18 protein-coding genes are annotated in these 23,216 nt (G+C 48.8%); 3 read left to right on the forward strand and 15 right to left on the reverse strand.

The window, feature by feature from the left end:
* Nucleotides 1-281: hypothetical protein (locus AC0LWN_RS27435; RefSeq protein ID WP_474671045.1), on the forward strand; the 281-nt coding region annotated here is incomplete at its 5' end.
* Nucleotides 282-333: 52 nt separating this feature from the next.
* On the opposite strand, the gene AC0LWN_RS27440 is transcribed toward AC0LWN_RS27435, so the two are convergent.
* Both AC0LWN_RS27440 and AC0LWN_RS27445 read right to left on the reverse strand, forming a co-directional pair.
* Nucleotides 334-564 carry a hypothetical protein gene (locus AC0LWN_RS27440; protein ID WP_019908273.1) on the reverse strand — a complete coding sequence of 77 codons (231 nt, stop codon included), beginning with the start codon at nt 562-564 and terminating at the stop codon, nt 334-336.
* Between the two features lie 242 nt (nt 565-806).
* Nucleotides 807-1,415 carry a stage II sporulation protein M gene (locus tag AC0LWN_RS27445; protein ID WP_474671047.1) on the reverse strand — a complete coding sequence of 203 codons (609 nt, stop codon included), beginning with the start codon at nt 1,413-1,415 and terminating at the stop codon, nt 807-809.
* 111 nt (nt 1,416-1,526) lie between these two features.
* On the opposite strand from AC0LWN_RS27445, the gene pdaB reads away from it, so the two are divergent.
* A complete protein-coding gene (gene pdaB, locus AC0LWN_RS27450) occupies nt 1,527-2,330 on the forward strand; it encodes a polysaccharide deacetylase family sporulation protein PdaB (RefSeq protein WP_474671049.1) in 804 nt (267 codons plus the stop codon).
* A gap of 29 nt (nt 2,331-2,359) precedes the next feature.
* Here the strand turns inward: pdaB and AC0LWN_RS27455 are convergent, their stop codons facing one another.
* Complete coding sequence (locus tag AC0LWN_RS27455; protein WP_474671052.1) at nt 2,360-3,181, reverse strand: PPK2 family polyphosphate kinase; 822 nt, start codon at nt 3,179-3,181, stop codon at nt 2,360-2,362.
* Nucleotides 3,182-3,318: 137 nt separating this feature from the next.
* Nucleotides 3,319-3,909: a KinB-signaling pathway activation protein gene (locus AC0LWN_RS27460; RefSeq protein ID WP_474671121.1), complete on the reverse strand. Its 591-nt coding sequence runs from the start codon at nt 3,907-3,909 to the stop codon at nt 3,319-3,321.
* A gap of 127 nt (nt 3,910-4,036) precedes the next feature.
* Between AC0LWN_RS27460 and gerD the strand changes: the two genes are divergently transcribed.
* Complete coding sequence (gene gerD, locus AC0LWN_RS27465) at nt 4,037-4,735, forward strand: spore germination lipoprotein GerD (RefSeq protein WP_474671054.1); 699 nt, start codon at nt 4,037-4,039, stop codon at nt 4,733-4,735.
* A gap of 60 nt (nt 4,736-4,795) precedes the next feature.
* On the opposite strand, the gene AC0LWN_RS27470 is transcribed toward gerD, so the two are convergent.
* The 11 genes from AC0LWN_RS27470 to AC0LWN_RS27520 form a co-directional block, all read right to left on the reverse strand.
* Nucleotides 4,796-5,902 (reverse strand): Mrp/NBP35 family ATP-binding protein, encoded by a 1,107-nt coding sequence (locus tag AC0LWN_RS27470; protein ID WP_474671056.1) that lies wholly within the window; start codon nt 5,900-5,902, stop codon nt 4,796-4,798.
* A 99-nt stretch (nt 5,903-6,001) separates the two neighbouring features.
* Entirely contained in the window at nt 6,002-6,748 is a 747-nt protein-coding gene (cwlD, locus tag AC0LWN_RS27475; protein ID WP_458967380.1) for an N-acetylmuramoyl-L-alanine amidase CwlD, read from the reverse strand.
* A gap of 72 nt (nt 6,749-6,820) precedes the next feature.
* Entirely contained in the window at nt 6,821-7,993 is a 1,173-nt protein-coding gene (gene sat / locus AC0LWN_RS27480) for a sulfate adenylyltransferase (protein WP_474671059.1), read from the reverse strand.
* A gap of 36 nt (nt 7,994-8,029) precedes the next feature.
* The gene (locus AC0LWN_RS27485; protein WP_474671061.1) at nt 8,030-8,722 is read right to left on the reverse strand and encodes a phosphoadenylyl-sulfate reductase; all 693 of its coding nucleotides are present in this window, start codon (nt 8,720-8,722) and stop codon (nt 8,030-8,032) included.
* Nucleotides 8,723-9,077: 355 nt separating this feature from the next.
* Complete coding sequence (locus tag AC0LWN_RS27490) at nt 9,078-10,256, reverse strand: DUF4179 domain-containing protein (protein ID WP_474671064.1); 1,179 nt, start codon at nt 10,254-10,256, stop codon at nt 9,078-9,080.
* Entirely contained in the window at nt 10,222-10,815 is a 594-nt protein-coding gene (locus AC0LWN_RS27495) for an RNA polymerase sigma factor (RefSeq protein WP_474671066.1), read from the reverse strand. The genes AC0LWN_RS27490 and AC0LWN_RS27495 overlap by 35 nt, the downstream gene beginning before the upstream one ends.
* A 253-nt stretch (nt 10,816-11,068) precedes the next feature.
* Complete coding sequence (locus tag AC0LWN_RS27500; RefSeq protein ID WP_474671069.1) at nt 11,069-12,820, reverse strand: dockerin type I domain-containing protein; 1,752 nt, start codon at nt 12,818-12,820, stop codon at nt 11,069-11,071.
* A gap of 69 nt (nt 12,821-12,889) precedes the next feature.
* Nucleotides 12,890-16,189, reverse strand: a complete 3,300-nt coding sequence (locus AC0LWN_RS27505) for an S-layer homology domain-containing protein (protein ID WP_474671071.1) — start codon at nt 16,187-16,189, stop codon at nt 12,890-12,892.
* A gap of 52 nt (nt 16,190-16,241) precedes the next feature.
* Entirely contained in the window at nt 16,242-18,062 is a 1,821-nt protein-coding gene (locus AC0LWN_RS27510; RefSeq protein ID WP_474671073.1) for an InlB B-repeat-containing protein, read from the reverse strand.
* 451 nt (nt 18,063-18,513) lie between these two features.
* Nucleotides 18,514-21,573 carry an ATP-binding protein gene (locus AC0LWN_RS27515; protein ID WP_474671075.1) on the reverse strand — a complete coding sequence of 1,020 codons (3,060 nt, stop codon included), beginning with the start codon at nt 21,571-21,573 and terminating at the stop codon, nt 18,514-18,516.
* The gene (locus tag AC0LWN_RS27520; RefSeq protein ID WP_474671077.1) at nt 21,570-22,796 is read right to left on the reverse strand and encodes a response regulator; all 1,227 of its coding nucleotides are present in this window, start codon (nt 22,794-22,796) and stop codon (nt 21,570-21,572) included. Before AC0LWN_RS27520 ends, AC0LWN_RS27515 begins: the two co-directional genes overlap by 4 nt.
* Nucleotides 22,797-23,216 lie beyond the last annotated feature (420 nt).

Genomic DNA, 23,216 nt, shown 5'->3' on the forward strand with positions numbered 1-23,216 from the left:
CCAATAAGGTTATTGAAAAGAGCGATTCGCTCATTTTGAAACATCTGACGAGAATTTGCATTCTCATTTTTGGACTTCACTTTCGTGAAATCCCACTCACTCGTTGTTCAGTTTTCAAAGATCAAGTTCTCGTTTTTCTTCGTCGTCGCTTGTCAGCGGCGACCTTTATAATATATCATAGCGCCGGTGCATTTGGCAAGAGTTTTTTTGAAAAAAGTTTTTTTCATTTCTTCTTGCCTTCAGCAACTCTTCAAAACATTGAAAAGGAGCGCGAGATATAATGTATCACAGCGACTCCCTTTTAGTCAACCTATTTAATTAAAAACAAATTGCTCAGTGTTTGAACTGCGAATAACGTCCTCCCCACGCATACTTGGAAAGCTCCTTCTGAGGTGCGAAACGCGCGTACATACGGAATACCGTTTTATATCGGTTGGCGATGGCATGCCTGATATTTTGGTCCAAGCGTTGATCACTTAAATCAAGGAGCATTTCATCAAGCTCTTTACGCAAAACATAGTCCAGCTCCTTGCACTCCTTCTCGTTGAACAACATTCCCAACATATGCTTGGCCTCCTTCATTAAATTGAAAATAAACAAGATCCTCAAATGCCGCCGCAATAGAAGATAGTCCATTTGATGGGGAAAGCTGTGTGCATATCCACTTACACTAGATTAACCGGAGCACAGTATCTGTAACCATAATTATAAAAAACTCTTTATGGCCTCGCCCGAAATCATACGCAAACTTGCCTCACAATCCCTGAAACTGACGGCTTTACTGTTATGCTCAATTCTTTGTTTTTTTATGATAAAAGAGAAAATGTAATTGTGCTTTCGATGATCGCTGCTATGAGCAGAAGAATAACTGTCCAGATGGATGCTCTCAATGTCTGACGCATGAAGGCCGGCCATTCGCCGACTCTTTGCTCTCTTGTTGCAGCGGAGCTGAAGAGATCTTTGAGGACCTTCATACCAAACTGCAGACCAAATGCGCAGGCGATGATGATTGCCGGGATTTCAATAATTCCATGCGGCAGCAGCCCCTTCACGATAAGGTCAAATAAATCCAGTCCCTGCAGTGACGACACATGAATCAGATAGCCGATCACTGCACCATTAATCAACAGGAATAACGCAGGCAATACGCCAAATAAAGCGCCAAGAAAAATAATTAGGACGCCTTTAATACTGTTGTTCAAAAATATAAATTGAAAAAAGCTCCACTGCGGATGTGCAGATTCTCTGAGGCTGCCGCTGATTTTACTTAATCCCTCGAGCTGCCCGGACAACAGCTTTTGCAGACTGCCGGTGCCAATCCAGCCGATCACCCCTCCCGCCACAAATAATATGAGAGCGAGCAGTAATGCTTTGCGTATCGTGGTTAAATCTTTGGCGAAAGCGAAAAGCGACAAGATAAAAACCTCCTAAAAATAGGGTTGGACATATATAAGGTCATAAGCGCCCTGTCCCAGCATACATTTAGAACAAACAAGCATTTCGCATGGGAGAGGAGCGCTGTCATTATGAATTCTTTTTATGTATTCAGCGGCAAAAAGATAAAACGGTTCATCTATATCTTTGCCGCCGCGCTTCTTGCCGCCGGTGTCATCTATGTCGAGAGGGGCAACATTACCGTTTTTTCCCAAACGGCCCCTTCCGCCATTTACAGTGTGCCGACGGAGAAGAAGCTCATCGCTTTAACGTTTGATATTAGCTGGGGAGAAAAAAGGCCCGAACCGATTCTGAAGGTGCTCGAAGACAAAAAAGTCGATAAGGCAACATTTTTCCTGTCTTCTCCCTGGAGCAAAACGCATCCGGAAATCGTTACGAGCATTAAAGACGCAGGGTACGAAATCGGCAGTCATGGGCATAAGCATGTGAACTACAGTACGCTCAGCAATGAGGAAATCCGCAACCAGATCTCAACTGCACATACCGTGCTGACCGAGTTAACCGGCAAAGAGCCGAAATTGATCCGCATGCCTAATGGCGATTTTGACAAAAGAGTGCTGCAGGTCGCAACTGATCTCGGCTATAAGGTGATCCAATGGGATACCGACTCGCTGGATTGGAAGAATATTGGTGTGGATAACATCGTAAACCGCGTGACAAGCAAAGCGCATCCCGGTGATATTGTACTTTTGCATGCCAGCGATTCCTGTAAGCAGACTCATGAGGCACTTCCGATTATTATTGATAAATTGCGTAGTCAGGGCTACGAATTCGTCACTGTATCCGAGCTGATCAGCCAAAGCAGCGCTGAAGGCAAAGAGGTCCGGGATTCCGCTTCCCTGAATGAAAGCCTGGAGGATGCTGCAGGAATGTAACAACTCTCTCCAAGCCGCAAAAGGAACATTTAATAGCGTGGTGAGATAAGCTTAGAAATGTCAGGTGTAGGGGTGTCCAGCTTCGGATAGCTGAGATCAAGACCCTCAAGCGTCTTTACAACGATAGCTAAGGCCAGGTAATTGCGGTACCAACGATGATTGGCCGGAATCCAGTACCATGGCGCGTTCTCAATGCTGGTCTCTTGAAAAACATCTTCATACGCCGCCTGATAGTCATCCCAGTATTCCCGTTCCTGCAAATCGCTCGCATCAAATTTCCAGTGCTTCGTCGGGTCCTGCAACCGTTCCTGTATCTTTTCAAGCTGCTTTTTCTTGGAGATATGCAAAAACAGCTTGACGATCGTAGTTCCTTCTTCCGCCAGCATTTCCTCAAATTCGCGGATATAGCGGAAGCGGCGCTTCAGCTCTTCTTTCTTCAAGCTGCCATGCACACGAGGCACCAGGACATCCTCATAATGCGAACGGTTAAAAGCGGCAATATAGCCCTTCGGCGGTGTTTTCATGTGAACTCTCCACAGGAAATCATGAGCTTCTTCCTCCAGGGAAGGCTTCTTGAAGCTGGTCACCATAAATCCCTGAGGATTAATCCCGGAAAAAATATGTTTTACCGTGCCATCCTTTCCGCTGGAGTCCATGCCTTGAAGAATAACCAGCAGGGAGTGCTTCTTCTGGGCGAAAAGAATATCCTGCAGTTCGGCAAGCCGTTCCTTAAGTTTGACCATTTTGGCTTCGGCTTCTTCCTTGGATTCAAAGTCGCCGCTATCATCGGGGTCGAGCTTTTTCAGGACAGTTTCGCTTGTGTCTTTTATCATATAACGCTTGATGTTCATATATTCCCCTCCTGTTCGGATTGCTTCCGGATTATGTAGGCTGTTCTTAAAGATTAACCCGCTGCTTCTGGTTTTAATCGTAAAATTGAGGCAAAACCCCGTCTTCTGTTCCACCAGAGGAGCGGGGTTTTTCGTTGTCAAGATGATGCAGGCTTCAGGATACGGTGCAGCATCAGAATTTGGAATGCATTGCAAGCAATAAGCGGAATAACAATAAATACGGTGGCACTGTCCACACCAATTCGGAGGACGCCTATAATTTCTGCTATGGTGATGGCTGTCATAAAGAAGAATGTCGGAATCCAGGCTGAGGCGTTCGTGCTGCGCACTTTGAAGTAAGCTACGATAATGGCGGTAAGCAAAATTCCAATGCCCAGAAGCAAATCGGAAATTACGTTTCTACCGCTCCCTACAAAGGTACGCAGGAAAATAAGTTCAAGCAAGGCGAGTACGGAAAGCACCAGTTGAATGTATTTCCAGATCTTCCGCTGAAAAACACCCGTTCCCATGTAATTCAGAATTAGGTAAGCGAAAAATCCAAGCTGAGCGTACACACTCACAAGCATACCGTAGCCAAAAAGAATCAGCGGGTAGAGCAAGAGATCGGCTGTGCTTTTGAAATCAATCTGCCCATTAACTGTCTGCAGCGCCAGGCCGGCAATCACGGCCCCTCCCGCCCCGATCAAAAGCGTGGTCCAGAATAAATAAAACCATTTTCTTAAATTCAGCCATTTCACCTCCCCGTGTCATATTTATTTTACCAAGCTTACCGTTAAAAAACCATTGTACTGCAACATAAATGCCTTCCCGCGCGGCATACTACATTCAGGAATCCTATAAAGGAGGGCAGCGCCAATGAAATGGAGGACTTTGTGGACTGGAATCCTGGTGCTCTGCATGATTACGGCCTTAACAGCCTGCGGAGGCGAACAGAGCAGCTCCTCTTCCGGACAAGTCAGCTATAAGGAAATGAAGACCATGGTTGTAGATATATTAAAGAGTGACGAAGGAAAAAAGGCGGTTGAGGAGGCTTTGCAATCCCCCAGTTCGGGCTCTGGCTCTGGAGGAAGCAGTGCAAGCGGAATTAGCATGAAAATGATGCCAATGCAAACCGCAGAGCAAATCCGCGTCGCTGTAAAGAATACCATCACTTCACCGGAGTACCAGAAAGAAATCGAAAAAATCATGACCGACCCGCAATTCGCCGGAGACTTCGCAAAGGCCATCAATTCGCAGAGCAAAGAGCTGCATCTTCAACTGATCAAGGACCCTGCATATCAGAAGTCTGTTGAAGAAATTATGAAATCACCGGAAATGATGAAAATGTTCCTTGATCTTACCAAAACATCTGATTACCGCAAGCAATCAATGACGATTATGCAGGAAGCGATGCAAAACCCTTTATTTCGTATGGAGGTGCTCGATCTCCTGAAGACCGTGGTGCAAGATGAGCTTCAGCCAAAGGTTCAGAAAAAAGGGGGAGGAAAAGAAGGCGGTAGTAAGGGTGGCGGAGGCGGCAGCCAGAAGCAAAGCGGCGATGACTCAAGCTCCTAATTAGCTGAAAATACCAAAAAAAGAGGCCGGTCCCGGTGAAGGAAGGCCTCTTTGGAGCTTTTACTCATATTTAGCGATCAGCTTGTCAGCAATTTCGGCGAACAGCTTCGCGGTTCCAGTCTCAGCCTTATATACCGATGGTGAGAAATCCGGCTCGGAAATATGGTTGTCTGGAGCACCCAGAGGGACTTGGGCCAGCAGCTCGGTATGCAGCGTCTCCGCCAATCTTGCTCCGCCGCCGCGGCCGAAGATGTAGTCCTTTTTGCCGCATGAGGAGCATTCATAATAAGCCATATTCTCGATAACCCCCAGAATCTCATGATCCGTTTGCAGCGCCATCGAGCCAGCTCTTGCCGCCACAAAGGCTGCTGTTGCATGCGGGGTAGTAACTATGATCTCTTTGCTGTGCGGCAGCATTTGGTGCACGTCCAGCGCCACATCACCTGTTCCCGGCGGCAGATCAAGCAGCATGTAATCCAGCTCTCCCCAGCCGACATCGCTGAAGAATTGGCGCAGCATTTTGCCAAGCATCGGCCCTCTCCAGATCACAGGGCTATTCTCACGGATAAAGAAGCCCATAGACATGACTTTCACTCCGAACCGTTCTACAGGAATAATGGTTCCCTCTTCAACAATAGGACCTTCTTCGATTCCCATCATATCCGGGATGCTGAAGCCATAGATGTCGGCATCAATAAGCCCGACTTTTTTGCCTTTCCTTGCCAGTGCTACTGCCAAATTCACTGTTACTGTTGATTTGCCCACACCGCCTTTGCCGCTGGCAATCGCGATGAAGTTTATACCCGAGTTCTCACTGATCAGCTCGTGCCCCTCAAGGCCCGCTGCGTGCCCTTTTAGCTTCTCCCCTTGATCTGCCTGCGGCTTGTCCTCCGTGCTCTCTCCGCGAAGGATAGCGCGTTCATAGTCGGTAGCATCCCGCAGCCGGATGTGGATATCGTCCACTCCTCCTTCATTCAGCAGGGTGCGCACCTTCTGCTCTAGCTCCATGCGGCTTTTCTCTTCTTGATCCAGACATACGATGGAAAGCGAAACCTTGTTTTCCTTGACCATGATATCGCGAATTAACTGCAAATCAATAAGGCTTTTTCCGGATTCCGGGTCTGTGAGCGGCTGTAAAAGTTCCTGAATTTGTTCCCTGGTCAGCATGGAAAACACCTCTTTATCTTCTCCGGACGGGTAAGGTCCTGGTATTTTTTTGTCTATTATAGCATTACAGGTTACCTTCCGCGAATGGGTTATCCTTACTCAAGGCTGCTCCGAGGCGTACCGCAGAATTCCACGGTATATGCTGGTGGCCACTTTCCGCTGATAGACATCATCTCCGAGCAGGGCCGCTTCCTGAGGATGGGACAAGAAACCAACCTCCACAAGCGCAGCAGGGATTTTCAGTGCTTTTAGCAAATAAACGGTATTCACGGTTTTGGCAACGCGGTCGGTGTTCTCAAGTGTGGCCTTTAGCTCCTCCTGCACAAAACCTGCTAACGCTTTATTCCCCTCGTTATTCGGGTAATAGAAGGTCTGCGCTCCGCTCCAGCGTCTTGAAGGCACACTATTCATATGAATGCTTATGAACAAGTCCGCCCGCTTCTCTTCAATGCTTCTCACCCTCATCTTCAAATCCTCCGTCTTGCGTTTGGAATAGCTTTTCGTATCCCGCTGGGCCAGGTCATAATCCCCTTCACGGGTCATAACTACAATCGCGCCTGCTTGCTGCAAGTAATCCCGCAGATATAAAGAAACCGACAGGTTAATGTCCTTCTCGATCAGGCCGCCCCGGCTGACCGCCCCCCCGTCAGGACCTCCATGACCGGCATCAATGGCAATAACTTTGCCGGACAGCGGCAGACTCCAATAATTCAATGTTTTGGCGGTTGGCATATCATAGGCGATAATGCCGATCATCACCGCCAGCAGAATGGCGCCAAGCATGCTTTTTTTGATGCTGCCCCACGAGATCCAGACCGAGACTTTACCCTGCTTTCGGCCAGACATAATAAAGACCCCCTCGTCCCGATAGATTCTACTCATCTATATGGGACAAGAGGGCCGAATAGTACTGGCTCTTTATTGGGCGGTGACTTCCGCAGACATACCTTCGATAAGAATCTCCGCTACCTCAGGGCGCGTAAATTCAGGAGGCGGACACTTGCCGTCGCGCAGCAGCGCACGCACCTTTGTGCCGGACAATGTCAAATGCTGATCGCCCGGATGCGGACAGGTTTTGCTGGAAGCCATATTCCCGCATTTTACGCAGAAAAAGCTGTGTTCAAAAAATAATGGAGTAATTCCGAGTTCCTCGGCTGTAAAATTCGAGAATATCTCCTGAGCCTCGTAAGTTCCGTAATAATCACCCACTCCGGCGTGATCACGGCCGACTATAAAGTGTGTGCAGCCGTAATTCTTCCGCACCATTGCATGGAATATCGCTTCTCTCGGGCCAGCGTAACGCATTGCCGCCGGGAATACACCCAGAAACGTACGATTTGCCGGATAATAGTTCTCCAGCAGCGCCAAATAGCTCTTCATCCGCACATTGGCCGGAACATCATCGGATTTGGTCTCACCGACCAAGGGATTGAGGAACAGCGCGTCCACAATCTCCATAGCACATTTCTGAATATACTCATGCGCACGATGGACCGGATTGCGTGTCTGAAAGCCTACGACGGTTCTCCAGCCTTTATCAGCGAAAATTCGCCGTGTCTCCGCCGGATCAAAGTAAAACTCTCCGAATTTCTCCGGCTGCGGGCGATTCAGTACCGTAATTGGTCCTCCGACATAGGTTGCCGGCCGGGCCAGCAATTTGCTCACCCCAGGGTGTGCAGGATCAGTCGTTTTAAAGACATTTTGCGCTTCAAGCTGTTGATCGACACTATAAATGCTCTCAATATCAAGCAGCCCATAAATAACTCCATTTTCCTCACCGATCAGCGATACTCTGTCACCTACAGCAAGACCCGAAGCTACTTCGTCTTTCACGGCCAATGTAACGGGGATGCTCCAAACAGTGCCATTCGAGAGACGCATGCTTTTGACTACAGAGTGGTAATCTTCTTCATTCATAAAGCCGGAAAGCGGAGAAAACGCCCCCACCCCGATCAGATCCAGATCCGATAATGTCCATGTATTCACAGCAATTGATTTATAGCCAGAAGCCTGCTGCAGGAGCTGTTCTCTCTCTGCACCCTCTGCTACGCGCTGAACCAGTGTTCCTCCGTGAGGAAGTATTGAAGTCATCTATGCTCTCTCCTTCTGTGCTTGACGGATTATGTCTTATTTATGCAATCCACACTCTGTCTTGTCCGAACCGGACCATCTGCCCGCACGCGGATCTTCGCCTGGCATAACTGCCCGAGTGCATTGCTCACAGCCGATGCTTGGGAAATTGCGGTCATGCAGCGGGTTGTACACTACATCATTCTCGCGAATATAGTTCCATACATCCTCGGAGGTCCAACCGGCAATCGGATTAAATTTTACAAGACCGAACTTATTATCATATTCGACTTTTTTGGCATTGGCGCGTGTTGGCGCCTGATCGCGGCGGATTCCTGTAATCCAGGCTTCATATTGCGATAGAATGCGGGTAAGCGGCTCTACCTTGCGGATCGCACAGCACTGATTGGGATCGGTGCTCCACAGTGCCTCACCGTACTGAACCGCCTGTTCCTCCGGGGTAATCTGCGGTGATACGCGAACAAATTCCATACCGTATTTATCAGCCATCGCATCTCTCGTCTCATAGGTTTCCTTGAAATGGAAATCAGTATCCAGATAGAAAACGTCAGTGGAAGGACTGACTTTCTGAAGCATATCGACAAGCACTACATCTTCGGCGCCAAAGCTGCAAGCAAAGGTGATATTAGGGAAGGTCTCTACAGCCCAACGGATAATCTCCTCAGGTGATGCATTCTCCAATTCCTCAGCTTTAACTTTGATCAAATCCTCTTTTTCAAGCAGATTCATCTTCTTCTTCCTCCATCCTGGTATCTCATAAATCTAATAAACCATTTAAAAATCCGTTAATTCCAACTAATCTTATATGGAATAGTATACGGCTTTCAGGGCCGAAGTCAATGGGTTTTATCCATTTTGGAAGAAAGTATTTCTGAAGGGTTGAGGATAAGCGATTTACAGGTCAAATATGTGAGGAGTGCTACAAAACGTCTGATGATACTCGGGGAAAAATCCTCAACAACACTCGCCTGTCATTGGCGAACTACAAAAAGAGGAATTGATGCCATCGGCATCAATTCCTCTAAGTTAAGTAACTGCACGAACCCTACTGATGATTTGTACCGGAAAGATCATCTCCAGTGATTTAAGGTTGGATCGGGATGGTCAATTCCAGATTTTTCAGATATGTCCGCTCTCCCAGGTTCTCTTTCCCTGGAAAAATATTTCCTTTAGCATCTTTCTTTTGCCCTACAATACTAAAATCATCATTCTTCACTGTTAGGGTAAAGGGTTTGATTGTAATCTTTGTAGGCTTAACGGTAAAAGGTGTATACAACTCATCTACATGATACGCTGTTTCCGGGTTTTTATTAAAAAACCCAAACTGGTGTTGGTTCAACACATTTCCTTGGTCATCCACTATTTCATAGTAAACCTTACTGGCACTGAAGTCCCCAGATTGCTTCGGAGATTCTGGAGGCAGCCCCTTGCTGTCCATGATTAGACGAGTGGAGACCGGTGATATATACAGCTCTTTGACAGTATAACTAAACTGGCCATCCGATATGGAAGTGTCAGGCTTGAGCACAAGCGCGTTATTTTCAATTTGCACAGGCACCTTAAATTCAAAAGGTTCATCTACCTTGGTTACATTTGTCTGAATTGTAAGCTCGAACTGGTCAGGCAAATTCAAACCATGCGTCAGCTCAACAAGATAAGCATTCTTTTGGTGTGCGTTATCTCCAAATCCACCTGAATTGAACTTAATCTCTTTCCCGTTTGCAAATAACGTAGGGTATTTAATATAGCCTTTTTCCTGCTTTTCTTTGGGAATATTCGCCTTTTCCGAAACATAAGGGGAAGCTACACTCTCCAGATCTACCCCTTCACGTTCTAATACGAAGGATAATCGTGTTCCATCATAGAGCAGATTAGCCAGCTTCAAAGTAACGCCATCATGAGTCACAGCTTGCTTAGGCTCGGATATAATCCCCTTCTCCGTAGCCGTCTCAATGCCTTTATCACTTGTTCCCTCATAAATGATTCCGAGTCCGGGAATGTTCTTTAGCGCGTCTGCCATAGCTGGCGATACAAATCCGGCACCAATTGTGCCCGCCCCAAGCAAAGCCGCAACGGATGCAGCAACTGCAGTCTTTTTAAAAACACTTCGTTTGGATCTCAAAGATGTTCTGCTCATTTCATTCTCCCCAATCCTGTTCATAATTTGCCTGCTCATATCTTGTTTTGAAAAAGAGGATTCACGAATCATCTGTTCAATATTATTCATTTCAGTGTACTCCGTTTGTTCCGACAATCTTCCCATGTCCTCTCTCTCCTTCTTGGCTGATGCGGTCCATCAGTTTCCGGCGCAGCCGTTCATATTTTTTTCTTGTCGTGGCAGGGTTGAGATCCATAATTTCGCTTATCTCTTGGAAGGTGTATTGTTCTACCGCTTTCAGAAGCAAGATATGACGTTCTTCCGCAGTGAGATACGCGATACTCTCATAGATGACCGAATCATGAAGAGGACTAATATCCTCAGATTTATTTTCCTTACAATGCTCAATAAGCTTGATCCAACGACTCTGCTTCTTCTTCATGTTAATTAAATGGCGGTAAGCCATCTTGTAAAGCCAGGCCGAAAAGGAGATATTGGAGCTATAAAGATGAAGATTCTCATAAGCACGGATAAAGATTTCCTGCACGGCATCTTCTGTCTCTGTATGATTTTTCAGGATATAGAAGCAGTACGTATACATTTGCCGCTGAAACTGCTTAATGATGATTTCGTAAGCCTGTTTATCCCCTGCTTTGACTGATTCGACGGCCATTTCGATAGTTTTCGTTCTTTCTTCTTTGTCCCCAGGGATGGTTGGCTGCAATATTTCACCTCCATTCTTTGTTACACTTATATAACAACCCCTAAGTATGGTTTTGTGACATCTCACAATGCGTAATAATGGGTAGGGATACTTTCAATGAGGTCGCGGTTTTTTAAGGCAAAAGAAAAGCCCCTGACCATAATGGGCAGAGGCTTGAAATAGGAAGTTTTTCGTTTTTAGTTACGATTAGTACAGATACAAATATGGTCCTGCCTGAGTTCATTATATATATTTGCCGCCAACTACTTACACCTCAGCCTTTTCCTGTCACAAAGGCCAGAATCGCCTTGACATCCGCCTCATCCACAACCCCATCATTATTAAAGTCCGCTGCCTTCAGTTGATCCGGCCCTAATGTGATTGTGCCCTTGAGATACTTCACCAGCAACTGGGCGTCCGCAGACGATACGCTGCCAGTGCCATCAAGGTCCCCTTTAATAAGCTGGACATAATATGCTGTATACGTGATCGGTCCTGTAACAACCTTCGCTTTCAACTGGTCGCTGCTCAGCCTCGTTTTACCACCATCTCTGCTCCAGCCCATGAAGCGGTAGCCGTTATCCGGTGTAACGATCGGTACAGCTGTCGGCTTAGTTCCGGCCTCGACATCCTCGCTCGCTGCGCTGATAGTCCCGTGGTCGCCAGACAGGTAGCTCACCTTCACCTTAGGAATATTGACGGAAAGGGTAGCTTTTTCGGAAATCAATTGTTCCCCGGAGGCATTGGTAATGATGACGCGATACAGGTAGCCATCCATGTCCTTTGACACCGCATGAAGAGTCAGACTGGTGCTTGTTGCGCCAGCTATATTCGTGAAGCTGTTGCCTGTACCAGTCTTATCAATCTGCCATTGATAGGCAAGGCCATTGCCGCTGGCATTTATAGAAAAGGTAGCAGACGCATCAACATTTACTTGCGCATCTTGCGGCTGCTTAGTAATATTCGAGTCAGCTGCTACTTGGTACAGGCCTTTATTCGAGCCGACAAGCAGCTTCCCGTCACCATACTCCATCGCACCAAAATAAGTTGAAATATCACCGCTGTCTTTGACAACGATTGGTGACCAGGTTGCCCCGCCATCGGATGACATGAGCACTGTCCCATCAGTTCGTAAGACATATACATTATTGTGTTCATCAACAGCTACAGCGGAGTAATTGCTGCCAGAGGGCAATAGCCTGCTTGCTGTAGTCCCTACCAGCTTCCATACACCGTCCCTCCCGGAAATATAAGTTGTCCCTCCAGTCTGAACAAGGTCAGTTATGGATACCGAAGAAGAAGAAGCAGCCATCACGATTTTATTCCAATTAATTCCACCATCTTTGGAGTAGACAATATTATTCGCATCATCTGCTAATATCAATCTATTGTTAACCTCATCATATACAGCATTTTCATAACGAGAGCCGCTGGTCATGTTCTTGCTTGTAGTCCATGCCTTCTCCTGTATTCCCCCGGAAGATGAAGCTTGCCGGTAAATAACATTGTCATTGCCAGCTCCCATTACATAATTGCTTCCATCGGTAACAATGGGGCCAAGCAACAAGAATCCTGGTGGGAATGAGGATTGCGTCCAACTGGAGCTGGTATTGGATATATCATTCATATAGCCCAAAAATGAAGTAGTAGTATAATCCAGGAACGCAGACATGGACATAGTATATCCTGTCGCATAGACTCTGCCATCAATGAAGGAGAGGGACTGCAAAGAAAAACTTTTGCCTGAACCAAAGGTGTTCGCGTCAATGAGTCTGGTCCATGTTTTCAGATCCGTGGATTGGCTTGCAATGTTTAGGCCGCCATTCAACTGAGACTTATAGTAAAAAACTCCATCATTGTAGTAGAGTTTCATCCCAGTGCCCATATTATCCTTGAGCAGCTTGTATTTATACGGCGCCGCCGTCGAATTATCCGCTTGCACCTCATCCTTCGGAAGCACAAAGCTGCTGAGCAAGATAGAGATCAGTGCCAGACATGAAGCAATTTTTCCCGCTTTTTTGAGCATAGGTTTTCTTTCCCCTCTCGAAAATATGAAGTACACGAACACAGGGGGCGAATAACGCCCCCTAGCTGATCAAATCAGACCGGATTGCTGCAAAAGTCTTTGAATAATCGTCGCTACCTCGGCGCGGGTCATATACTGCTTCGGTGCCAGCCCTTCAGCGCCTCTACCGGATACAATGCCCGCCTGCACGCTGGCGGCCACACTGTCTTGCGCCCAAGTCGATACGGCCGCTGCATCCTTGAATGAACCGAGCGCGGCGGCTGCGGATGTCGATGCAGACTGCTTGTCCTTCAGTCCAGTCAGCTTCATCGCTTTCGCAAGCATTACCATTGCCTGCTCACGTGTAATCTTGTCGTTCGGACGGAATGTGCCATCCTCATATCCGCCAATCAGCCCGTATGCTTGCGCTGTGCTGACTGCCTTGTTGAACCAGTCCGCCTGCTTCACATCCGAGAACGCCGCGTCTCCTTGCTCGGAAGCGAGTCCCAGTCCCCGTACCAGGATAGCTGCAAATTCCGCACGGGTAATATCACGATTCGGACTGAACTGTCCATTGCCGGTTCCCTCGATAATCATTCGTGAGCCCATATCATTCACAGCAGCCTTCGACCAATGAGACGCCACATCGCCAAACTCCACCGGCTGCCATACCACCAAGTAGATACTGTTGGTCAGACTGTTGATCTGTACATAATAGGTTCCACCGTTATTCACGACCTTGGTCGGTACGTGCCGCACGCTTCCGTCTGAAGCTACCACGACACCTGTCGTGATCTTGTTCGGATCTATTCCCCCCGGTATCACGATGTTCCGCTGAACATAAGCATTGAACTTCGACAATTCGACAGTAGAATTCTCATACACAGCTTTTACTGTAAAATCAAGCGGCGGCACGACAAGCGTGAACGAGCCTTTCGCAGCTGCGTCCGCCACCACCTTAAAGTTATCCGCTGTCGGCGCAGCGATCTCAACGCGCACCTTGATATCCTCCAGTGCGACTGACTTGCCCACCTTGTCCGCAATGGCGTCGATCTGGATTTGACGTGCAGGGAGCGTATACGTCGCCTGCGCCGTCTTGAGCTCGATCAGCGCTTGCTTGCTTTCCATGTTCTTGACCATTTGCCCGTTCAATTCACCAACAATCACATCTGCCCCTGATCTGACAAGAATGGTAATGACCGCTCCTTGGCCTTCTGCTGCAAGCCGCTGTTCCAGCTTCTGCGGATCGACCTGAATCGTCGTTACCTTCTGACCATTGCGCTCGCCTGTGACAAGCGTACCCGCTTGCTCAGCCTTGCCATTGACTAAAATCTCTACGCCGCTGGCAGCCTGGGATGCCGTTGGCGTTGAAGCCGCACCGCTGCCATCTGTACCACTGCTGCTGGAAGAACCTCTTGGCACCACTGCATTGGATGCAGCAGAAGCTGTGCTCGCACCAATCTTATTCAGGGCCTTAACCGTGAACGTATAGCTTGTTTCGTTGCTCAAGCCAGTCACGACGATCGGGCTTGCTGTTCCTGTCACAACCACTCCCCCCGGCTCAGCAGTCACCACGTAGCCAGTAATCGGGCTGCCGCCGTCGCTTGCCGGTGCTGTGAAGCGGACCGTTGCTTGTCTATCGCCCGCCAATGCGGTCACGTTCGTTGGAACTGTCGGAACGGTTGCAGGCGGAGTGCTAGGTTCCGAAGAGCCTCCAGCACTTGGAGTTGCGTTCGCCTCATTCGAGGCACCGCTCATCCCCTGAGCATTGCCTGCTTTCACCGTAAAGTAATAGGCTTGACCATTGCTCAGATTCTCAACAGTGTAGGTAGCTGAAGTTACGCTTGCAATCTCCTGCTCACCATACGCCTGCGACTCTGTGGTCATATAAATGTTATAGTATGTCGCTCCTGTTACCGTATTCCAGCTCAGGTTAACCTGCCGGTCTCCTCCAGCTGCTGCAAGACCTTGCGGAGCAGCAGGGATGTCTGGCGTCGGAATATTCGGCAAGACTGTTAACGTCGCTGTACCTTGTTTGCTCGAATCTGCTGTTGAAGTAGCTGTGACAGTATACGTTCCCAAGACAGCATTTGCCGCAACGGCAACCTTGCCTGTATTCTCAATGGTTACTTTGTCGTTAGTGCCGCTAATGGTCCAGGTTACAGTCGTAGCCGCACCTCCTGACGCAGCGACTGCAGCATTGAACTGCTGACTGCCCCCAAGCTGCACGCCAATATTGGCCGGACTGACGCTCACACTGTTGACGGCCCCGGCAGCGCTGACTGTAATTTTTCCAGCCTTCAGTGTCTTCTCCATTTCAACCGCAGAAGCATCTGTGATAGTAAACTGATTCAAGTCTGACGTCTGCACTGTCAAATCCTTGTCCCCAGTTGTCGCCTCGCTCTTGATACGGAAGGTTACGGTGAACAGCTTGTCTCCGGCAGCAATCGGCGTATCTCCGCCGTCACTGTCTGCCCAGGCTGCCTTGAGCCAGCCAGCCGAATTAACATAGTTGGAGTCGAAGTAGTCGCCCGCTTCACCTTCAATTCCCGTCACCTCCAGCGCAGTGGCATCAAAGTCGATCCGCAGCTCATAGGAGCCGATGCCAGATATCGTACTGACTGCCGTTACCGGGACCTCAACCGTTGCTCCCGGTGCCCCTGTTACGCTACCAATGCCAATTGTTGCAGCATGACGCAGCCATTTGGCATAGAGTGTCGTATTTGCCATAACCGCTGCTGAGGAGAACTCCCATGCAGATGTCCCAGCCGAATCGGTAAACCAGCCCGCAAAGCTGTAGCCTGCTCTGGTTGGAGCCGGCGGCTCGCTGATGGTCGCTCCACCGCTTACACCTGTGATGCTCTCTACCGCGCTTCCGCCTTGCGAGTCGAAGGCCACTGTATATTGCGCTGCTTTGACAGTGATCTTGCCGCTTGAGGCATAGGACGGATCTGACGGATCGTCACCTTCATATATTACATGCTTGGTGACGCTTACCGTCACATCGCCAGGCAGCACACCTTCCTTAATCTTGAAATTCAGTGTAGCGATCTTAGTCTTGCTAAAGAAAACTGTATTCGTAAGAACCGCATTGAGATTGACGGTTCCTGCCGTACTTGTATCTATGGTGTAGTTCTCCGTATCGGTTACATGAAGCTCGTCATTTGCTGATACCAATTCAAGTGAACTGGCGTCGTATTGGAGCGAGATTTCAAATTTATAAATAAGATCCTGGGGCTCAGCGTACACCGGCATACTTACCGTATCTCCTGGATTGCCCTCCGCGCTCGTCAGCTCAACTGCGGGCAGTTCAACCGCAGGCTGGGAAGATTCAGCTTGAATCGTCGGACTGATGGAGAGCACCAGACAGATCACAAGCAATATCGACAACCATCTTCTCCATCCAGCTATTTGCTTTTTCATTACATTAATATTCATTTGCTCAACCCTTTCCTGTAAGCATAGCAAGAATCGCCTTGACATCCTTCTCATCCACAACTCCATCACCATTGACATCCGCTGCTTCCAGCTCCTCAGGCGACAATTGAATGCTGCCCTTCAGGTACTTCGTCAACAGCAGCGCGTCAGCCGCTGTCAGGATCCCGTCGCCATTGGCATCACCCTTGACAATCTGGGCGTAGTACGCTGTGTAGGTGATCACCCCGGTAACGACAGTTGCCTTCAACTCGTCGCTGCTTAGCTTAGTCACACCGCCATCACTGCTCCAGCCTATGAACCGATAGCCGCTGTTGGGAGTGACGCTTGGCACCGCCGCCGGATGACCGCCACTTGCGACACTCTCGCTCGCTGCACTGATCGTTCCGTGCTCCCCTGGCGCATAGTTCACTGTCACATTCAGTGATGTCCACTTCGCATACAAGGTGACTTTGGAATTACTGATGGTGAAGCTGTCTCCCTCCTTGTAATCCGTACCGCTGCCATCCGCTGAAGTGTTCCAGCCGGCAAAAGCATAACCAGGCTTCTCCAGATTCCCTGTATTGCCCGCCACCGTTACACTGGCCTGATCATCATACAAATTGCTGTCCACAGGCACACTGCCAGAGGATGCGCCATTGCCGTCGTAGGACACCGTATATGCTTCAGAAAGCTTCATGACAGTCATTTTTTGACCATATACACTATCCTGATAAGCAATGTAAGGAGTACCATGGTCTATCGCAAGCGAGGTTTTGTTGATCAACCCTTCGGAAAAGCCCGCATTGCCCACGAATTGCCATACCCCGTCATTGCCGTATTTCATCACAGTAGCTTTTGCAGAAGCACCATCGCGGAAAGCGATAAATGGTGTGCCCTCCCCATCAAAAGCCAGACTTGTAAAAAAGGCACCAGCAGGCGAGAAGCCTTCCTTACCTACAGGTTTCCAACCGTTCAGCTCACTATAGGTGACAACTGTTGCCTTATAGCTTTGGGTTTTATCTCCGAATGCGAGGTAAGGCTGACCATTATAGACTGCAAAAGAAGAAAGATAATTTCCGTTGTTGTTAAAATTCCCATCCCCCAACTTCTGCCAGTTGGTTGATTCCGTATATCTCATGACGGCTGTTTTGTAACCATTAAAGTTATACTGGTAGGCGAGAAAGAGGACGCCATTATCCATCTTCAGCTCTATATCCGAAGGGCTGGTTGACGAGTAGATGGTGCTGCCCACGAACTCCCAATTGCCATCAGCCGGATCAAGCTTCATGACAAATACCTTGAAATTATTAGTAAAAGCGATATAAGGCGTTCCAGCCTGGTCTATTTCCAGCGCAGCATTATAGCCCATTGGCGGCAGTGAATCCGGATTCCCGACAGGTGTCCAGCCGTTTCCCTCGCTATATTTCATGACAGTTGCCCTGCCATCGTGCGCTGAATCAGGATAGAGAATATAGGGAACCCCATTACGAGCCACAATCGGGGTAGTGTACACAGTCTGTTGTGTGAGCCCTGTGTTGGCAAGTGTCTTCCAGCCACCCGTACCCGTGTATGTCATGACACTCAATCTGCCACTGTTGGTTGTATCCTGAAAAGTCACATAGGGCGTACCATTCTCCACCGCCAGTCTGAGGTAATCCATATATCCGTCCGAAAAGCCTGCGCTGCCTACCGTCGTCCATTTCCCGGGCGCTGCATAGGCGCGGTCCACCTTCCATGTCTGGAATTCAGGGATATACCCAACCGTCAGCATACACACGAATAGCATTAAAACTACCTTTCTTGCCGTCATGAAGTTCCTGTTCGCCGTCAGGATGCTTCTGTTCATTGTTCTGTTCACTCCTCTCTTCCTCTAGTTGATGCATGGAGTCAATAAGCCTTGTTTATCCCTCCCGGCATCCGAATCTGCCACCCCACAACTTTTAATACTTTTGTTCCATTTCTTCTAGCCCAGTATAAAAAATCACACCTTAAAAAAACCTTAAAAAACGACATAATCCTACAACACTTCACCTTCACAAAAACGCATATATACCCAGTTACACGAATCATTACATGAACAATGACCTTGATCAGCAGAACTTTTTCCTGAAAAACAAGTGAAAACGGCTACGCCGTCCTTAAAAGGACGGTATCCGTTTCAGCGAGAAATAGAAGGATAATTTATAGCGTGAAACATATAAATTCTTATATTTTCAAAAAAACAGGCCCCATCATCCATGGATGGGACCTGCTGTGAGAGCCAGCTTATGGGAGCCGACGCTAATCAGCCCACAGAATTACACCGCCAGCGACGAAGCAGGGATACGCACAGTTATTTTCGTTCCGTGGCCCGGCTTGCTCTCCAGTTGTAGCGATATACCGTATTCATAGGTCAGCCGCTTGTTGATATTCAGCAAGCCAACCCCTTGTGACTCATCGGCCTCGACACGGTCAAGCAGCGTCTGTAATCGTTCCGGCGGTATGCCAACACCGTCGTCAGCTACAACAAATCGCCAATATCCATCTGACTCATCCGCTGTTAAAGTGACCAGGCCCCCTTCAAAGCGATCGCCAATACCGTGCCGAATGGCATTCTCTACTAACGGCTGCAACAGCAGCGGTGGAATACGCAAGCCCAGCGCATCCGTTGCAATGTATGATTCAAAGCGGATACGATCCCGAAAGCGAGCTTGCTCAATATCGACATACGTGCGAATGAGCTTGAATTCCTCTTCGAAGGCAACTCTCTTTTCCGTATTGCTGAACCGGAAGCTGCCGCGCAAGTAATCAGCCAGGTTGACAATCATCCCCCGCGCCCGTTCTATATCCGTGTAGCTTGATGCCACAATGCTATTGAGCACGTTGAACAGAAAATGCGGCTTGATCTGCGATTGCAGGAACGCCACCTCCAGATGAACTGCCCGGCCGAGCGATTCCTTCATGGCGAGCAGGCTGCCGATTCTGGCCTTGAGCTCCTCCATATCAAAAGGCTTGGGCAAATAATCGTTCGCGCCTGCCTGGAAGGCCGCTACCTTGTCCTGCGGTTGTATAGCCGCCGTCACCATCAGCACAGGAAGCTCCAGCAGCGAGTATCGCTCGCGAATCTCCTGGCACACCTCATAGCCCGATATGCCCGGCATCATCAGATCCAGAATGACCAGATCAATCTTGCCCGCTTGCTGGAGCTGCTCCAGCGCCTCGTACCCGTTCTTCACTGCAATCACCCGATAGTCTAGTGCTTGAAGCGCGTCGATTAACACCTTCAGGTTCTCATACTGGTCGTCAGCGATGAGTACCGTGTGCTTGCCCTCCCATTTCGAATAATATGGCGTAGCGAAGGAATACTCGCTTTGCTTGGGAACAACCTGGGTGCTTGATGGGGGTATAACAGCCTGACTGCCTTGATCCGCAACAGGAAGCGTAATCGTGAATATCGAGCCAACTCCAAGGGTGGAAGAGACCGTAAGCGTGCCGTTTTGCAGCTCCACCAATTGCCTCGCGATCGAGAGTCCTAATCCGAAGCCCCCTCGCTGTGCTCCATGAAGCGATTTGAACGGTTCGAAGATCAGCGCGAGGTCCTGCGGCTCAATGCCCCTTCCTGAATCCTGAACAGTAATCTCAAGCTTGCCGCCGCGCATCATCCCCGTCACCACAATACTTCCGTGCTCGGTGTGCTTGATCGCATTGTCCAGCAAATTACCGATCACTTGGCTCAGGCGACCCTCATCTGCCATTGCAAAAGGCAAATGCGCCGGGACTTGGTTCACCAGTTGAACCTGCCGCTCGGTAGCCAGATAGGAATAGATGCGCACTTGCATCTCAGCCACGGCGCGAATGTCAATCGGCGTCAGAGCAATCATGAGTTCACCCTGTCTCAGCTTGGACAGGTCCAGAATATCGTACACCAGCTGTGACAGCCTCTTCGTCATGTCCGTCATCAGTTGCAGCTTTTCCTGCTGCTCAACCGTTGGCGGATGCGCGGCATCATTCAGCATGGACCGTGAAATATTCATGACAACATGCAGCGGTGTCTTGAATTCATGCGAGGTCCGGGCCAGGAAATCATCCTTCATCTTGTCCGCTTGCAGCAGCTGCTCCGACAGCTCCTCGATTTTACGGAAAGCATTCGAGAAGTGGACCGACATCAGCATGGCCAGCATCAGCAGCATCAGGAAGGGTTCGATGGGCGCCAGCTCAAAAATTTTCATCCCAAAGTAAATATTCATATTCTGCTTCAGCGCTAGTGCATTCGAGGCCATGGCCGCTACAGCCAAATACAGGCTGCCCGGGAATCTATGAAGAGCCGCCAATATGAATACATATGTTGCGTACAGCAACGAAAAGCTGGCGTAAAACGTTGACATTTCGCGATATGGCCACATCGAAAGCTGGGCTCCAAACAGAACATGCAACGCAAGCAATATCCATCCGAAGCTCAGCGCACCGCGAATGAACCATTTGAAGCAATAAGGCCGGAAGGCTGTATAGACATAATAGAAAAATCCAAGACCTACACCTACAGCAGACACCATCTGAATACGGTAATATAGCCAGAATGGCAGCGGGCCGACCGCTCCGAACAGCACTCTTTCACCGCTTACACTTGTGAACAAGGCGATACACACGCAAACAATGCCAAATATGACAATGGAAAAGTCTTTTCTGCGTCGAGAGAATAAGCCGAGAAAGTGTAAGCCCATAACGAGAAATGCCGTTATTGAAATCCAATCATAAACTATTGCCCGATCATGCAGGCGGGAAATTTGCGCAGCTGTACCCAGAAAGACCGACTCATTGATTCCGCTGCTTGCGCGAAAATCATAGTTGGCTACCTGTAGCAGAATCTCATTCCAGCCAGGCTGCAACGTGAAGTAGCTGACATATGGCTTGTTCAAGGCTACATAATTCTGCTGTTCGGCCGGATTCCCACTGAAACCGACAACCTGGCCATTCACCATCAGTCGATTCGATACCTGAATAGATGCTGTTTTGAGCCCATACACCATACCAGCAGTCACGTCGCCGATCTCAAACCGTAATCTGTAGGTTGCCATGCCACTCGTATGCATCAGCTTCGACCATGATCCCGGCACCCGAATCATTGCTGACGTTAATTCCCCCTCGGCAGCAGCAGAGACAAAGTCCTGCTGAGTTAACAGCTTGTCCGGATACAGCTCCCACTCACCATCCAGCGGGATGACTCCGTCCTCTGCGAACTTCCATGAGGTCAGATCCAGTACTCCGCTCGCCGCGATGGGCATCTGCTTTTTTTGCATAGAGAAATAAGTCAGTAAAACCCCGTAGGCAGTAATCAGCACAAGTATCGTTATAAGTGCAGCAGCAGCTTTTTTTCTCATCGGTTTTTCCACTCAGTCTTTTCCTGCGTTCGCTGAATCAGCTGCAAGGTCTCTTCCTCCAGTTCAGCTCCCAACTGATGACACACCGTCTGTTCCAGTTGAGAGCCGACACGGTACGCCTCATGCCGATTGCCCATCTCCAGATGAAGTCCAATCAGCTCACGTCCATCCTGTTCGGAATCAGGTAAAACCATCAATATGCGCTGCATGCTGTCCACAGCAAAGGCGGTATTGCCCTGAGTGCGGAAATACGCATACCATGTACGAAGCGAGCGAATATAGGCTCCTCTAATCTCCATCTGTCTGGCTTCCGCCCATCTGAAATCACAGGCGTCCATATAATCGCCTTTATACATCAGTTTCATGTGGTCATACAGCCGTAGATCTATCTCTTCAGCAGACAGCGTGCTGCCAGGCAGGTAACCTGACAGGCTGCTTGGCATCTTGCTCAACAATTGCTCAAATTCGGCTACATCGACCGCCATCCCGTCACATTCAGCCACAAAACCCTGATCAGCCTTGTGTATACGGATCGGAATATCATTTTCAGCTAGGCTTCTGCGCAAATAAGACAGGCATGTGTACAAATATGTCTTCGCCTTATTCAGATCATATCCCGGCCAGATGGCTTCAAGAATCGAAGCGGTGCTTAAGGATTTGCCTGCAAAATGGATCAGCAGAGCACACAGTTCCTTTTCCTTCTTCGTCTTCCAGGACAACACTCTGCTCTTGCTGCCCGGCAGCTTGATCTGGAATCCGCCTAGACATTGAATGGCGGCAGACGAATTCCCGCTATGTTCAGCCCGGAGCACGGAATCGGACGGGGCATTGGATGGAACGCTCGACAGGAAATGCTGAACGCGTGCGACCGCATTATGCAACCGGTCCGGCGTAAAGGGCTTCAGCAGATAGTCGATGGACTGAATCTCAAACGCTTCAACTGCATATTCAGCATGGGCTGTTGTGAAGACGATGGGCATCTGCGGACTCATCTGCCTGATTGCTCGCGCTGCCTCCATCCCATTCATGCCCTGCATCTGATGATCCAGGAACACTGCATCGACAGAGCATTGGCCTCCATCCTGAAGCGCCTGAATCACCTGAATGGCCTCGACCGGATTTATATACCGTCCGATCACCTGCACATCCCCAAGCTGTCCCAGCAAAATCTCAAGCAAATCAAGCGCATCTTCTTCATCATCAATCAGCATCACACGAATCATCAGGGTGTTCTCCTTAGCAGCTATAGTAATACACAGTAGTCAAGAGGTGGGGTATGTATTGTAGTTTTTTTACATTGTTTCATGTCGTTTATCATGCTTCATCATACCTTGTTATCATTATCATGGTAGAGATCATTTTCAGTATTCATTTGACCAGTTCGGGGTCCATATGAACGAGTGTAACCTGCCTGGCTTTTCACGTCCATACCAACCCAAGCACAAATACCGCAGCCTAAGCCCGTTGAGCACTACTCAACCTCATGCTTGGGGATGTTTAAACCCTTTTACTGCTTGTCCTTAAGCGGCCATCCGCTAACAAGCCGTTCCATGGTCAAAACCGCCCTGAATCTTCGGTTCACCACCCGGTAAGAGAATAGGGCGACCGTCCATTTTCATAAAAAAAGACACAGCTCATGATCA

This window comes from Paenibacillus sp. sgz302115 (genome assembly GCF_056120445.1).

Coding starts and splice junctions, on each gene's coding strand:
- AC0LWN_RS27440 (WP_019908273.1), bottom strand. CDS start 564: ATGTTGGGAATGTTGTTCAACGAGAAGGAGTGCAAGGAGCTGGACTAT.
- pdaB (WP_474671049.1), top strand. CDS start 1,527: ATGAATTCTTTTTATGTATTCAGCGGCAAAAAGATAAAACGGTTCATC.
- AC0LWN_RS27455 (WP_474671052.1), bottom strand. CDS start 3,181: ATGAACATCAAGCGTTATATGATAAAAGACACAAGCGAAACTGTCCTG.
- gerD (WP_474671054.1), top strand. CDS start 4,037: ATGAAATGGAGGACTTTGTGGACTGGAATCCTGGTGCTCTGCATGATT.
- AC0LWN_RS27470 (WP_474671056.1), bottom strand. CDS start 5,902: ATGCTGACCAGGGAACAAATTCAGGAACTTTTACAGCCGCTCACAGAC.
- cwlD (WP_458967380.1), bottom strand. CDS start 6,748: ATGTCTGGCCGAAAGCAGGGTAAAGTCTCGGTCTGGATCTCGTGGGGC.
- sat (WP_474671059.1), bottom strand. CDS start 7,993: ATGACTTCAATACTTCCTCACGGAGGAACACTGGTTCAGCGCGTAGCA.
- AC0LWN_RS27485 (WP_474671061.1), bottom strand. CDS start 8,722: ATGAATCTGCTTGAAAAAGAGGATTTGATCAAAGTTAAAGCTGAGGAA.
- AC0LWN_RS27490 (WP_474671064.1), bottom strand. CDS start 10,256: ATGGGAAGATTGTCGGAACAAACGGAGTACACTGAAATGAATAATATT.
- AC0LWN_RS27500 (WP_474671069.1), bottom strand. CDS start 12,820: ATGCTCAAAAAAGCGGGAAAAATTGCTTCATGTCTGGCACTGATCTCT.
- AC0LWN_RS27510 (WP_474671073.1), bottom strand. CDS start 18,062: ATGAACAGAAGCATCCTGACGGCGAACAGGAACTTCATGACGGCAAGA.
- AC0LWN_RS27515 (WP_474671075.1), bottom strand. CDS start 21,573: ATGAGAAAAAAAGCTGCTGCTGCACTTATAACGATACTTGTGCTGATT.
- AC0LWN_RS27520 (WP_474671077.1), bottom strand. CDS start 22,796: ATGATTCGTGTGATGCTGATTGATGATGAAGAAGATGCGCTTGATTTG.